General features: G+C 47.5%; 8 protein-coding genes and 1 pseudogene. 7 read left to right on the top strand and 2 right to left on the bottom strand.

Going from position 1 to position 14662, the window contains the following annotated elements; translation table 11 throughout:
* The first annotated feature begins 405 nt into the window (after window positions 1–405).
* From wbaP to galE, 4 genes and pseudogenes are all read left to right on the top strand, one after another.
* Window positions 406–1839, top strand: coding sequence for an undecaprenyl-phosphate galactose phosphotransferase WbaP (wbaP, locus tag ACL2XJ_RS26010; protein ID WP_413725039.1), 1434 nt, complete (start codon window positions 406–408; stop codon window positions 1837–1839).
* Between the two features lie 19 nt (window positions 1840–1858).
* A pseudogene (locus ACL2XJ_RS26005) lies at window positions 1859–1987 on the top strand (phosphomannomutase); the annotation flags it as partial.
* A gap of 81 nt (window positions 1988–2068) precedes the next feature.
* Window positions 2069–2959 (top strand): sugar phosphate nucleotidyltransferase, encoded by an 891-nt coding sequence (locus tag ACL2XJ_RS26000; protein WP_413725038.1) that lies wholly within the window; start codon window positions 2069–2071, stop codon window positions 2957–2959.
* Window positions 2960–3013: 54 nt separating this feature from the next.
* Complete coding sequence (gene galE / locus ACL2XJ_RS25995; protein ID WP_413725037.1) at window positions 3014–4030, top strand: UDP-glucose 4-epimerase GalE; 1017 nt, start codon at window positions 3014–3016, stop codon at window positions 4028–4030.
* Window positions 4031–4194: 164 nt separating this feature from the next.
* Here galE and ACL2XJ_RS25990 read toward each other — a convergent pair whose 3' ends face one another.
* Both ACL2XJ_RS25990 and ACL2XJ_RS25985 read right to left on the bottom strand, forming a co-directional pair.
* Window positions 4195–6966, bottom strand: coding sequence for a hypothetical protein (locus ACL2XJ_RS25990; protein ID WP_413725036.1), 2772 nt, complete (start codon window positions 6964–6966; stop codon window positions 4195–4197).
* The gene (locus ACL2XJ_RS25985) at window positions 6953–7825 is read right to left on the bottom strand and encodes a hypothetical protein (RefSeq protein ID WP_413725035.1); all 873 of its coding nucleotides are present in this window, start codon (window positions 7823–7825) and stop codon (window positions 6953–6955) included. Before ACL2XJ_RS25985 ends, ACL2XJ_RS25990 begins: the two co-directional genes overlap by 14 nt.
* Before the next feature lie 1217 nt (window positions 7826–9042).
* On the opposite strand from ACL2XJ_RS25985, the gene ACL2XJ_RS25980 reads away from it, so the two are divergent.
* The 3 genes from ACL2XJ_RS25980 to ACL2XJ_RS25970 all read left to right on the top strand — a co-directional run bounded on the left by ACL2XJ_RS25980 (window position 9043) and on the right by ACL2XJ_RS25970 (window position 14492).
* Window positions 9043–9312, top strand: coding sequence for a hypothetical protein (locus ACL2XJ_RS25980; RefSeq protein ID WP_413725034.1), 270 nt, complete (start codon window positions 9043–9045; stop codon window positions 9310–9312).
* Window positions 9313–9440: 128 nt separating this feature from the next.
* Window positions 9441–10637, top strand: coding sequence for a methyltransferase domain-containing protein (locus ACL2XJ_RS25975; protein WP_413725033.1), 1197 nt, complete (start codon window positions 9441–9443; stop codon window positions 10635–10637).
* A gap of 45 nt (window positions 10638–10682) precedes the next feature.
* The gene (locus ACL2XJ_RS25970; protein ID WP_413725032.1) at window positions 10683–14492 is read left to right on the top strand and encodes a glycosyltransferase; all 3810 of its coding nucleotides are present in this window, start codon (window positions 10683–10685) and stop codon (window positions 14490–14492) included.
* Window positions 14493–14662: the final 170 nt, after the last annotated feature.

Genomic DNA, 14662 nt, shown 5'->3' with positions numbered 1-14662 from the left:
TCTGAAACCTACATTTTATTGTTTTAAAGGTTTTCTTCGTATTGGGCATTCCTTCTAATAATATTAGATTGTAATTGATGCGGACGATGTGGACAAGTAAGTGAATATAATACTAGTCTAGCGTAAGTTATATAGATCAATTTCTCAAGTAATACCATTTTTCATCTGTCGTGGTATAACTTAAATTTTTGTAAACTTTTCAGTGAGTAGATCAAGCGAAGATAATACATGTTGTTCAAATGGAGAAACAGATATATTTAATGCGTATAATGTTGGAGGCAAGTTAAGTGGTAAAAAAAAGAGTCTTAGTCATAGTGGATTTTTATTCATCCTAATTCAAATAGCATATGGTGGGTTGATATTATGACAGCTATGCCTAAATCAAATTATGACAAAGAGCATCTTATGAGTAACAATATTGGTTCTCTACAAGCATTTGTAGGAAAGATAACATTGGCTTTTTCTGATTTATTTTTTCTTTGTATTTCTCTAGTTTTGGCCTTGTCCCTATTAGAGTTGACTACGGATGATCTTTATGCATTTGTTCCAAAATCAGAAATGCATGCTAGGTATTATTCCCATATCATACTGTCGGTAGTTTGTGTCTCATGGTTCTGGATGCGCCTCAGGCATTATACATATAGGAAACCTTTTTGGTTCGAATTAAAGGAAGTGCTGAGAACAATCATAATTTTTTCTGTTATAGACCTTGCCATCGTGGCTTTCTCGAAATGGGAATTGTCTCGATATGTCTGGTTTTTGACATGGGTTTTAGCGAGCATATTGGTCCCGCTTGGACGTGCCATAGTCAAGCGCACCCTGAACTGGGCTGGGATTTGGAAAAAGCAGACCATTATAATTGGTTCCGGTAAAAATGCCTGCGACGCTTATGCAGCTTTACAGAGTGAAGAGATTTTAGGATTTGATGTCATTGCCTTTTATGCCGTGGAAAATCATGACAAATCGACGTTGCTTGACAAACAGGTTATTAATGATGAATCAGAATTATGGTCAATGGTTGATACCGATAACACTCAAATTATCGTTGCGGTAGAATTTGAACAGCACGCTAATCGCGATTATTGGCTAAAAAATCTGGCTAAGCATGATTGTCGCTCTGTATCCGTTATCCCAACGTTGCGCGGCGTACCCTTGTACGGTACAGACATGTCCTTTATTTTCAGCCATGAGGTCATGATACTTAGGGTAAGCAATAATCTCGCAAAGCGGTCATCTCGTTTCCTTAAGCGCGCGTTTGACATTTTTGGTTCCGGAATGATCATGCTGTTTTTATCCCCTGTAATAATTTTCATTCTTTATCAGGTATCAAAGGACGGTGGCAGTCCTATTTATGGCCATGAGAGGGTAGGGTTAAATGGGAAAAAATTTAAATGCCTCAAATTTCGCTCAATGGTTTTGAACTCACAGGAAGTGCTCGCCCATCTTTTGGCGAATGATGAAGAAGCAAGGAAAGAATGGGATAAAGATTTTAAACTTAAAAATGACCCCAGAATTACAAAAGTTGGGCAGTTTATAAGAAAAACCAGTCTTGATGAATTGCCGCAGCTTTGGAATGTTTTCAGAGGAGAGATGAGCCTAGTTGGGCCGAGGCCTGTCATTGAGAAAGAACTTGAACGCTATGCTGGCGATGCTGATTACTATCTTATGGCGAAGCCGGGTATGACGGGACTGTGGCAGGTGAGCGGACGTAATGATGTCGATTATGATGTGCGTGTCTATTTTGATGCGTGGTATGTCAAAAACTGGTCTCTGTGGAATGATATAGCCATTTTATTCAAAACCATTAACGTTGTTCTAAAGCGGGATGGGGCTTATTGATGTAGCGTGTTAAAACTTGCGTTTCAACCTACGCAGTTCCAACACCAAGCCTGTAGTCCTTTTAAACATTGAGAGCAAGGCCAATCCCAATCCCACTCTTATGCATGAAAAAACAGCAGCCCTGCTGACATTGTTAAGAAGCGAGTAATCATATCGCTTGTCCTAGTGCTATCATTGTAACTAGGTTTATAAATACATGTCTTTTTTTAACCAATTTGGTGCTTACTGAATGAAAATTTTAAAAGCTGTGATCCCCGTTGCCGGCCTGGGCATGCATCTTCTGCCGGCCACCAAAGCCATACCGAAAGAAATGCTGCCCATCGTTGATAAGCCGATGATCCAGTATCTGGTTGAAGAGTGCGCAGCCGCCGGCATCAAAGAAATTGTGCTGGTGACGCACGCGTCCAAAAATGCCATTGAAAACCATTTTGATACCTCGTTTGAACTGGAAGCCCTATTGGAAGCACGGGTTAAAAACACCCTGCTTAAAGAAGTGCAGGCCATTTGCCCGAAGGGCCTTACCATCATGAATGTTCGCCAGGGTGAAGCGCTCGGGCTGGGACATGCCATTCTGTGCGCCAAACCGATGCTGGGCAACTCGCCGTTTGTAGTGGTTCTGCCGGATATCCTCCTGGACGATTCCACCTATAATAATCGCACCCAAAACCTGGCGGCCATGGTGAAGAGTTACCATGAAACCGGCCATAGCCAGGTATTGGTGCAGTCCATGCCGCGGGAACATTTGCCGGAGTATTCGGTGATCAGCTGCAATGAGGATGTTTCCAAGCCCGGCGACAGCGCGTTGATTCAGTCGTTTATCGAAAAACCCCAGGACCTGACCAATATCGATTCCGATCTGGCGGCGGTGGGGCGCTATGTCCTGTCGGCGGATATCTGGCCATTGCTGGAAAAAACCGAGCCGGGCGCCTGGGGCCGTATCCAGCTCACGGATGCCATTGCGTCGCTGGTTAACCATCAGCCGGTGGATGCGCTGTATCTCACCGGTAAAAGCTTTAACTGCGGCCGCAAACTGGGTTATATGCAGGCATTTGTGACCTATGGCCTGAGAAATGAAAAATTCGGCAAAGATTTCCGTGAGAAGATCAAAAGCCTTCTGTAGCATAGCTCTCTGTTGTGATAAATAGGGTTGCGCTAAATAACTTCAGGAGTTCTTATGGCGATTCTTGTCACCGGCGGGGCCGGGTATATCGGTTCGCATACGGTTTTATCGCTGCTGGAGCGGGGCGATGAGGTAGTGGTGCTGGATAATCTTTGCAACGCGTCTGATGTCTCCCTTGACCGGGTGTCCGAATTAACGGATAAAGATATTGTTTTTTATCAGGGCGATGTGCGGGATCCGGATTGTCTGCAGCGTATTTTCGACGATCATGATATTACGGCGGTGATTCATTTCGCCGGCCTGAAGGCGGTGGGGGAATCCGCCCACAAGCCGCTGGAGTATTATCAAAACAACGTCAGCGGCACCCTGGTGCTGCTGGAAGAGATGCGCCGCGCCGGCGTGCACCGTTTTATTTTCAGCTCTTCCGCCACCGTGTATGGCGTCAATGCAACGGTGCCCTACGTGGAGACTTCGCCCATCGGGGGGACAACCAGTCCTTATGGTACCTCCAAGGTGATGGTGGAGCAGGTGTTGGCGGATTTCGCCAAAGCCGAGCCGCAGTTTTCCATTATCGCGCTGCGTTATTTTAACCCGGTGGGCGCCCATGAGTCCGGCCGTATCGGCGAAGACCCTAACGGCATTCCCAATAACCTGCTGCCGTTTATCGCCCAGGTGGCGGTGGGGCGCCGTGATCAGCTGCAGATTTTCGGCGGCGACTATCCCACCGAGGACGGCACCTGCCTGCGGGACTATATCCATGTGATGGATCTGGCCGACGGGCATCTTAAAGCCATGGACCATCTCGCTAACCTTAAAGGTTTCAAAGCCTATAATCTCGGCGGCGGGGTGGGGACATCGGTGCTGCAGATGGTGAAAGCCTTTGAGCAGGCCTCCGGTAAAACCATTCCCTACGTTATCGCGCCGCGGCGCGAGGGCGATCTGCCGGCGTTTTGGGCCGATCCCGGATTGGCGAAACGCGAACTGGGCTGGGCGGTGACTCGCGATCTGGATTGCATGATGCGTGACACCTGGAACTGGCAGAAGAGTAATCCGAACGGTTATAAAGCTTGACGACTGTCAATTACCCGCTTGGATAGGGCAGTATGCTGTTAAAAAGACCCGGTCTGAAGCCGGGTCTTTTTTTAGCCCTGCATAGTTACAGTATCATATCAGGCCTATCATAAGTGGTACCCAATGAGATATATGCCTATGGCAGCACGTTCTCACTTTAAAATTTATTTTATTATTAAATCAATACGTTGAAGTCCAAGGCCAAGAGTGCGCCCATCATCAGATATACCCAAAGCCAGTGGAGAGGTAGCCATCGGAACTGAAATTTCTAATTTTTGGCTTTCATTCGAGTTAGTTAAAGGCACTGAAATTGAGTAATTTCTGCCATCAATCGATGTAAGTTCTTTATGCCAATTTTTTCCAGCTTGTTGAGTATCGAATTTAACGAGAACTGGCCTGGTCGGACTCGAACCAAAAATATTAAATTTTAGCTCTGCATGACATTCCTTTTTTGAACAATCTACGGGAACGGGTAATAACAGTGAAGATTTTCCTGTGGACCAGACATGCTGTGCCTCAGAAGTATTCCAGCCCGCTTGGAGTATAAATGGCGCCCACGTTAACTCTTTTCCGAATACGAGCGGGTAGCGAATGTTGCTGATTATAACTCTCCTTAACGCTTCTCTGCTTGCTGCTCCTGAAAACTCTGATCGTAACCTTACAGTTGCAAATAAATCACCATCCAGCACCTGTAAGTAAGGTGAAGATTGTAATGCGTTGATAACTTTACTCGAATTTTCTCTTGCGTGGTCAGGACAAATTTCTGAAGCATTACTAAATCTAACATTGACGGGGTGATTTTGCGTAGCTCCAAATACAGAGTATTTAAGCGACAAATTACATTTGTCAGGAAAACATTTATCGGGAACCGGAATAGTTAAAGCGGCTAGCTTTTCAGACCAAATAAAATTCTTATCATTACTATACCAACCATCTGAAAGGAGAGTTGAGCGATTTTTCATTGCAGGATCAACGTCAATGGAATAAAAATCATTTTTATCGTTAGCTTGGATATTTCCATTTGATGGGTTTGGCTTCAGCGTAATGTTGTGAAGGGAAATACCTAAAATTCTATCATCTGACGAATCGCTAATGGCACGGGGGGACGTTGCCTCAGGTACGGAAATGTAAATATTTTGGAAGTTGTTAGAGCCTGATACTGGTATTTCCGTTTCTTGCGCGTTCTCTGTTGAAGACACTATATTCTTGTTCCACTCAGGGCCGTTATCGTATATGCCTGTACGGCTGGTTGATTCACATGGCCAGCTATGTGCTGCATGCAACATGTCAAAATAAGGGATTACTACCACATCAGCATCACCCGCAGTCAATAAATTCAATATTTGATTCGTATTATTTTGACTCAAATCCAAATTTTGACCAATTAATGTCACGGGCCATTTTTTTTGGGCTTCAGCTAAATTTTTATCTCCACCGATATTATAGGTTTTAAAACCGGCTGTAGGTGCCAAATAATTTGCTATAAAGTCATTGCTGTAGGGCAAAAATGCCACGACTTCATTTTTTTTTATAGTACTCTGAAGCTTTTTGACTAATTCGTTGTCTATTTGTTGGAACATCACGCGCGAATCAATAGCTAAACGCCAGTTCTTCATAATATGGGGTAAATTAAACACTATGATACCGGATAAGACCCCTATCCAGATTAGTCTGTTTTTCTTGGGGGTAGTTGCCAGCTGTACCATGACTAACAGCCATAAAGCAAAAATCCCGAGAGCGGACCAGCGGTATGATGCGCGCATCACGTTAAAACCAGGAACGTATTTGGAAATCAATGCGCTGCCGGTGGGCATAATGGCCAATTCCGCCGGCATCCCAGCGCTTAATTGCCCAGGTTGACTCACTGATAATGCTGTAGGTTTGGTCGAGTTAATTTTTAACGATGGACCTAATGCCATATAAAAGGCGAAAACCGCAACGGCTAGCGCCCCAGTGGCTAACTTGACGTTCTTTTTACTCAACCACCATGCAATCATCCCGGCTAACACAAGCGGTAAACAAAAGGTCGTTTTCCAGACAGAACCATCTCCAAAAAAGAGCTCGTCGCCCCGATATATACTCAACCCAAAAAAATCAAATAGCCATAAGGAGCCTCGGGTTGGAATCGCCACAAAGGACAGATCAAGTCCCCATCCTCTAAAATTGCTTAGATCATATGCTTCGAAACTACTTTTTCCTATATAGCTAGCAAACAATAGATACGCTAGTGTGAAACTAGATATATGAACTGGAAGCGCAATTTTTAATAATAATTTACGCCTATCAGGACAGGAAATATAGGTGTATACGAAAAGGATGCTCGTTCCCGTGGCAAACATGATAAATGAATAACCATCCATGAAAACAGAAATAACGGCCGTCACAAAATATAAAAAGATGGTCTTCCAGTTGACGGCTATGCTTCCTGAATGCCAACCGAACATTTTTAATGGGCATAAGAAATAGAAGGGCAGTAATGCTATTCCTAGTTCAATCATACTGTATCCGTTATGCGCCCAGATGATTGGCATGCCAACCCATGCCACACCACCAAGAATCGAGCAATAACGTCTCATTCCAAGTCTAATGCAGATATGATAAGCGGAAAAGAAGGCCAACAGGAAATAAAATGCAAAAATACCAGAATAAGCATCAGCAGGATGTAATCCTAGGCGAATCAGCAGACTAGCAGGCCAAGCAGCTGATAATCCAAACGCGATCGCCGCTGGCTGAGGAATTCCAAAATCATGCGCATAGATACTGTACCAGGGACCATTGGCAAATGATTGTGAAAATCCCATAGTCCATACCGCTTGCCCTAGGGTGGGCATCATCAAAAATGGTACTGCCCCATGCAATGCAAGAATAAAAATAATAGCTGCTATTAATATTATTATATCTTTTAACTGCCATTGCTGTCTGCTAGTTGTATTCATTTTTATGCTGGCCTCTACTTATGGGAATTAGAAAAGAAACACAAAAAAATAATAAATCACCCACCACGGTGACTGCCCGTCCCAGCAGGATAACCATGATCAGATCGGTCTCTGTAATGTAGCCTTTTAATAAAAAAAGTAATATCCATTCACGTACACCCACTCCGGCTGGCGCGCCTGGCGTGATTAATCCTGCAAGCCATGCAATGACATATGAGCTCATTATCAAAAGCCATGTCTGAGGATAAAAATTTTCACCCTTGATAATCAAATCCAGAAGAATCGAGAAAATCGCACCAGAGATAAGAAGAAACACCATGTGCAGCCTAAAGCACGTTGAAAGATGTTTGCCATTTGTTCTTTTTAGTAAGGCGGTAATAATCCAAAATGAAAAGGTTAGCAAAGCAGCGCAAACCACAATAGGTACGCTTTTTACGAACAATGGCACTACCAACCAACTAAATAATAAGCCTGCAAAAGCAATTGAGCCGAGTTCGAGAAGACTGGATCGGGCCAGTACTCTGGCGGATATTCCCGCCGCCATGCCTTTACTCTGTCTTCCCGCAATATGAAAGATATTTCCTGGGACATATTTAGCAAGCTGCGATATTCCATAGGTCCTGATGGACCATTTATAGGTGGTCTTTATTTCAGCCTGAAGCAATAACTGCCGCCACGCTAACGCAAGCAGTACATTTGCGATGCCATAAACTCCGGCCAATATTGCACAGTAAACCCAGACCTCCGAAGTTATGTTTGAAAGAACATGACTTCCCATATAGTCTTTCAATCGCAAATACACAAACAGTATGCCAATCAAGGCGGCACCGTTGCCAGCCCAATTTAGAACTTCTCGCACCGCGGGCCTCATACTGACCTTAAGGGGCGATGTGGTTTAAGGATAATGTTGATAAAATACTGAGTCACGGCGCGTTGCCATGCCTGGATAGCAAAGTAGGGCTCCAGAGGTGTTGCTTCAGATTCTTGTTTTATCCTTTGCAAAGACCAATAAGTTTCCGTGTGGTCAATTATCATTCTTGTATTCACTCTATCCACCTCTTTTTCTTACGTTACTTGACCAGCTTTGACGTGTATGCTGTTTTCACGGCTGCTATTCTTACGTTGACCAGTGATCTGTTTTGAACGGTTAAACCGGTTATCCGCATCAGTGTTGGCAATGACATCGACTCCAAGACGTAGATCAGCGTCCAATCCAGTCATAAAAGCCGCGGTCGGTCCCTTGTTCCTTGCATGCCGTATTCAATGATCCCCACGAAGGTCCCTGGTAACTTCTAAGACATAGTCCTTACTGGCATCATTGATGATCAGCCATTTCGCTGAGTCGAATCCAGGCATTGTTCGAGGAAGTGCAATAAGTACAATGGGGAGCGTTTTCGCTTCGTTAAAGCAAGGTATTTGTATGTTAAGTTTCATTATTTTGATCCGGCTTGATTTGCGTCATTATAAACAAGCAGTTGGAAATGTTTATTTGAATTCGCTCATTTTGCCAGTAAAACAGAGGTTTTTATAGTAAGTTATTGAAATATTAGAAAATATTAACTATTGGTCCATGCAAGTCCGTTGACCTGCCGTGTATTCTGACCATTTATTAGGCAGCAGCGGCACCGTCTATTATTCTTTTATCCAGCCGGCAACAGCTTGTCAAATTCTGCCTTTTCTGATTGTGTTAAGTATTGTGGTTCAAACATCCTAATGTTAGAAAATGCGTGTTAACTCACTCTTTGAGCCTATGATAATATAGTGAAGCGCTCTGAAGAAGAAATCCTAATGATCACGTTTTATCTGGTTTGTCCACTATCCGCGCAGAGACGCCAGTGTTATTGATGCTTTAGATCATCTAACTGTTTCATCTAGGGGCGGTAGCGTGGGGAACAGCCACGGCTTTAACATAAGCAAAATTATTCATGAGGTATACTTAAACTATTTTAGCTGTGCTAGTCGTGGTCCATTGAGATTTATTATCAATATGATGTAAAATATGAAAGACTTTTGAGAATATTTTTTGTTACAAAATCAACAAATCCACACTAAATGAATGAGATGGAATAATATTAGATGAATAATTTTGTCACTGGGGCAGCCGGTTTCACCGAATCGGCTATCGTTCGAAATATCATTAACGATCCTCAAGATCCGGTTTTGGTGGCTTTTTGCCTCGCCAATGCTGAAAATGATGAGTCACTGGCGGAAGTCAGCCAAAATGCTCTTAATCAATTTGAGCTGTTGAATATCTGTGATCGCGCGGCCTGGTACGGGTTTTTAAATCATATCAACCTGTTGCTTTTATGTGCTTGGCGGCTGAAATCATGTCGATCGTTCAATTGATGGCCCGGCGGCAGTAATCGAAACAAATACTGTAAATATCTGTATTTTATCGAAAACTGAACGGCATTACTGGTTGTTCATGGATGAGCCGTTTAAGTTGGCTTTCCATCGCGAGTGAGGTTATACCGATGATTGACGATCGATTTTATTTTGCTTTTGAAGAACGTTTTCGCTATTCGAAAGCAGTGATCGCGAATAGATTGCCCACCTATCTTCCTATACTGCAAATTTTTGAGGGGGCAAATCGCGCTCCAATAGCCTACGACTATAGCATCGAATGTGGGGAATGGCTAAATTTGCTGGCGAGCCGCGGGTGGGATGTACGCGGGGTTGAGATAAACGAACGTACGGCAAACAGATATATCGCCAAAGGGATGAATGTCGTCATTGCCGATGCGCTTTCACATATTAAATCCATACCCGACGACTCCGTGTCACTCATTTCCGGCTTTCATCTTGCAGAATGCCTATCATTTGAGATGCTTTACGATTTTGTCAATGAGGCTCTGAGGGTACTCATTCCAGGTGGAATATTAATTATCGAGACTACCCAAGCAGAAGATTTTCTTGTTGGATTAAATCATTTCTATTATGATCCGGCGCAAATCAAACCCTTGCCACCGACATATTTACAATTTTTGGTCGAATATTTAAATTTCAAAACGACTAAAATAATTGGTTTTCACAATTCCGTTATTTCCAAGCCCTCTGCTCTCACAACCAGCAGCAATTGTTACACGGAACTTTCGTGCTACTACTCGCTGGTTGCTCAAAAAGATCCGGCCGGGGCGGACGAGCTTAACTGTTCCGTCGCCGATGTCATTGACAAGGCCAATAAATGTGAATCTCCCCCGGGTTATGCAGTATTGGGCTCGTTGGGTGAGCAACCCGATATCGTCAATGGTTGGCGCGGCCAGATTCAAGAACGCTTGTTTGAAGTCGAGAAAAAGCATACTGCATTTGAAGATGATCTTTCATTTTTGAAGAGACATAATGCGCACCTTAGCGAAAGTGTGATTCGGCTCTATGAATCGGCGGCGTCGAGCGCATTGCATCGGGCAGAGGATACGAATGCGGAGCTTCGCTCGGCGCAAACATTATTGCATGCCATCTACGCCAGCACCTCTTGGAAGATAACCAAGCCACTACGCAGCCTAGCCACTCTCGTCAGAGGCGCCCGCCGGCGTTTAATGGCTAAGGGGGTAGTTGCGCCTGTGGCGGACAAACGGGAGGTTGTTTCGGATAACGACCTGACGCCGCACGCCAATTTAATCTTAATGGACTTGGAGTTTGCAATTAAACAAAAAAAGTCTGCTGAAGATTGATAGAAAGTATTAATAGGAGATTTTTAAATTCGTATCGTAATTGACATGCAGGACGCACAGACGGAAAGTCTTGATGGCGTCGGCCGGTATACAATCGGATTTGTGCAGGGAATCGTGCGCAACCGTGGACCGCACGAGGTGGTGTTGGCATTGAACGGTCTGCTGGATCAGACCATCCAGCCTATCCGTCATATGTTTGAGGGTTTGCTACCTAAGGAAAATTTCCGTGTCTGGTATGCTCCTGCGGGATCGGACGCCAGGGGCGGTACCGAAGACCTGTGGCAGGACACAGCGTTACTTGTGCGTGAAGCATTCTTACAAAGCCTGGAGGCGGACATCATCCATGTCTGCAATTTTGCGGGGAGGAACTCCACAGGTCGTATGAGCGGCACCGATCGAGTTAATCGCACGACGCCCGTCACTATGACGTTGCGCGGTTTCTCCATAGGGCAACATATCAGTTCGGAACATACTGGTGCGAACGACGACGAACGCAGGCAACGGTACCTTGAATATGCCGATCTTTTTTTCGTAAGTTCCGAGTTCGCCCGCGAGGAGGTGCTCAAGATGTCTGGGCTCCCACCCGAGCGGATAGTAAAACTTTCATCTGCCATCGGAGCGCAGTTTCGGTCAATCCCGGTGGCAAAGGCAAAAAAAACCGCACTCCTCAGCGGGTTTGGGGTGAATAAGCCGTTCATCTTTTCTGTGGGAGGCGATAAGGCGTGTGAGGACCTGCTCCGTTTAGTGCGGGCTTATGCGTTGCTACCGGAGGAACTACGCACGGATCATCAGTTGGTATTCGCTGGTGAAATAAGGGAGGAGGGGGTCGAAAAGCTGCGTCGTCAAGGGACTACAAGCGGTCTCAGTGAAGATACAATCGTATTTGTCGGCCAAGTGGACGATAAAACACGGGTTGAACTTTATAATCTTTGCAGCTTGTCAGTCTTTCCCGCCGGTGACGAAGATTCTGCGTTATCAGCACTGGAGGCAATGGCTTGCGGCGCTCCAGCGATCGGCGCTAACGCCATGTATTTACCGGAAGTCATCAATGAACCCGAGGCGCTGTTTGACCCAAAAGAGGTCTCAACCTTTGCCGAAAAGATGGCACAGTGCCTTGACGATGCCGACTTCCGCGATCGGCTTCGTCGACGCGGGCTGGAGTACAGTGCGTTTTTCTCATGGGACAGGATGGCGCGGCACGCCATTTCGGCTTGGCGGGATTTGCTCGACTGTAGGTCTAAGCATGATGGGGCTGGAGCTGCTGTCAAGTCATCCCGTCCGGGCGTTGCGTTACCTGTCGGGCATGCATCTGTGCGTGCTTCCGTCGAGCGCAAGCCAAGGCTGGCCTTTGTTTCTCCGCTGCCGCCCGAGCGGAGCGGCATCGCTGATTACGCCGCGGAACTGATTCCGGCGTTGGCTGAATTTTATGATATCGATGTCATTGTCGACCAAAAAGACGTTGAAGAAGCGCGTGTTCAACGCGTTGCGCATGTGCGGGATTCGGCGTGGCTACTGGCGCATGCGGGCGAATTGGACCGAGTGGTCTACCAGGTGGGCAACTCTCCGTTTCACAATTACATGCTTCCCCTGATGCGCCAAGTGCCGGGCACGGTCGTGCTGCACGATTTTTACCTGAGCGGCCTGATGGGGTGGCGGGAGCTGCTTGCCGGAGAAGGCTGTGTTTGGAGCGAGGCTCTTTACGAGGAACATGGTATTGAGGCAGTTCTGATCCGTTTACGTGACATCGAGGCCGCCAGGAACGAATATCCCGTCAGTTTTTATCCGCTTTCCCATGCCAGAGGGGTCATCTTTCACTCGGACCATGCGCTACGTATGGCCAAACGATGGTATTCGCCGGCGCGCGTTGCGCATTCGGCGGTGATTCCCCTTCTGCGCGAGCCTGCCGGCGTTCTCGATAAGGCTGTTGCCCGCGGGTGCCTTAAGATTGATCCAGCGGCATTTGTGATCTGCAGCTTTGGGTTTCTCGGGGAGACGAAACAGACCTTACGCCTGTTGAAAACCTGGCTGAGCAGCGGCTTGGCCGCCGATAAAAACTGTGAGTTGGTGTTCGTAGGCGAACTTGGCGGCGGCGAGTACGGCAGGCAGATGCTGGCGGCGTTAAATGCAGTGGTAATGGAACAACGGGTGCGAGTCACCGGTTTTGTCTCCGCGCAGACCTATCGCCAATACTTGACGGCGGCTGATATGGCGGTTCAATTGCGCACGCACAGCCGTGGAGAAACCTCCGCGGCAGCTCTCGACTGTATGAATTACGGCCTTCCGCTCATCGTTAACGCGAATGGTTCGATGGCGGAAATCGATGAGTCGGCCGTTTGGATGTTGCCGGATGAGTTCACTGATAGCGAACTTCTCAATGCATTGGAATCGCTGTGGAAAGCGCCGGACCGTCGCCGTGTTCTTGGAGAACGGGCCCAGGCACGTGTCCACGAACGCAATTCTCCGGCGGCTTGCGCGCAGCAATACGCGGCGGCGCTGGATGGTTTCGCTTCTGAGATAAGGCAACCACCTCTTCCCATGCTGGTGCGTGCGATTGCCAAGAGCGACGCCTGCCCCAAGGCGGAGGCCGAATTGGCAAGGATAGCCGAGGCCCTTGCTTTGACTTTTCCCTCCGCGCGGCCTTGCAAACGGCTTTTCCTCGATATTACGGCGACGAGCCGCAACGACCTTAAAACGGGTATCGAGCGGGTTGCGCGGGCGCTGCTGCTTGCGCTGTTGAAGGCGCCCCCTGCCGGCTGGCGAATCGAGCCCGTCTACCTGAGTCAGGACGGCGGGCGGTGGCGCTACCGGCGAGCTGCCCGATATGTCCTGAACTTGTTGGGCTGGAGGGATGACCCGCTGATTGGGGATGCGGTGGTGGTGCCCGATGTTGGCGAAGCCGTAGTGGGGCTCGATATTTCCGGCGAAATGCTGGCCCAAGCCGCTGAGGCGGGTTTTTTTCGGCGCATCAGTGACCGTGGCGCCCATGTACAGTTCATGGTTTACGATTTGCTGCCCGTGCGAATGCCCGAAGTGTTTCCCCCCGGAGCGGATAGCTCTTTCGAGCGTTGGCTGCGCAGCGTCTGCAGTTTCGACGGTGCGGTGTGCATTTCGCAATCCGTGGCTGAAGATCTGGCGCGTTGGCGTGAGGCAAACCAACCGGAGGCCCCACTGGAAAGAACGTCATTTCCAATTTCGTGGGTTCATCTCGGCGCGGATGTGATGAACTCTGCCCCCAGCCGGGGGCTCCCCCAAGATGCCCTGCGAGTTTTGTGGCAATTGCACGAGAGCCCGACCTTCCTGATGGTGGGAACCATCGAGCCGCGTAAGGGTTACGGACAGGTGCTCGAGGCATTCAGCCAATTGTGGCGTGATAAACAGGATGTCAATCTCGTGATCGTTGGCAGGGAGGGTTGGCTCGGACTGCCGGCGGAGAACCGGCGAGATATTCCGCAGACGATTGAGAGCATTCGTAACCACCCTGAGCTGGGGCGGCATCTGTTTTGGCTGGAAGGTATCAGCGACGAATACCTTGAAGAGGTTTATTCCGGCGCCACATGCCTGCTTGCCGCGTCATATGATGAAGGCTTTGGCTTGCCATTGATCGAAGCCGCGCAGCACGGACTGCCTCTGCTCGTTCGGGATATTCCCGTGTTCCGGGAAGTGGCGGGGGAGCGCGCCAGTTATTTTTGCGCCGAGACAGCCGCCGAGTTGGTCAAGTCGGTGCGGGCGTGGTTGGCGCTGCGAGCCCAAGGTAAGACCGTGGCATCGAAAGGCATGCCCTTCCTGTCTTGGGCGGAGAGCGCGGTGAATTTAACGGAAGCCGTGCTAAAGGGGGATGGCGAATGGGAAGGGTGATGTAGCTCTATGAATCGGGTTAACCGGTTGGCGGTTATCAGCTTGTGGCGTCTCCAGAGAGTCCTGGCTGCGAGATCTTAATTGCTATGCTTTATGCTGCAAAATGATTTGCAATTGACGCGCAAACCCACCTTGACGGATAAGTTAATCCAGCAAGGTGGGTTTGCGCG

Source organism: Sodalis sp. RH16 (assembly GCF_047324245.1).
Lineage (GTDB): Bacteria > Pseudomonadota > Gammaproteobacteria > Enterobacterales > Enterobacteriaceae > Acerihabitans > Acerihabitans ligni.
This window is presented reverse-complemented; position numbering and strand designations above follow the sequence as displayed.

What these genes read in the sequence shown, in the direction of transcription:
- wbaP (WP_413725039.1), top strand. Translation starts at nt 406, where the DNA reads ATGAGTAACAATATTGGTTCTCTACAAGCATTTGTAGGAAAGATAACA.
- ACL2XJ_RS26000 (WP_413725038.1), top strand. Translation starts at nt 2,069, where the DNA reads ATGAAAATTTTAAAAGCTGTGATCCCCGTTGCCGGCCTGGGCATGCAT.
- galE (WP_413725037.1), top strand. Translation starts at nt 3,014, where the DNA reads ATGGCGATTCTTGTCACCGGCGGGGCCGGGTATATCGGTTCGCATACG.
- ACL2XJ_RS25990 (WP_413725036.1), bottom strand. Translation starts at nt 6,966, where the DNA reads ATGAATACAACTAGCAGACAGCAATGGCAGTTAAAAGATATAATAATA.
- ACL2XJ_RS25980 (WP_413725034.1), top strand. Translation starts at nt 9,043, where the DNA reads ATGAATAATTTTGTCACTGGGGCAGCCGGTTTCACCGAATCGGCTATC.
- ACL2XJ_RS25975 (WP_413725033.1), top strand. Translation starts at nt 9,441, where the DNA reads ATGATTGACGATCGATTTTATTTTGCTTTTGAAGAACGTTTTCGCTAT.
- ACL2XJ_RS25970 (WP_413725032.1), top strand. Translation starts at nt 10,683, where the DNA reads ATGCAGGACGCACAGACGGAAAGTCTTGATGGCGTCGGCCGGTATACA.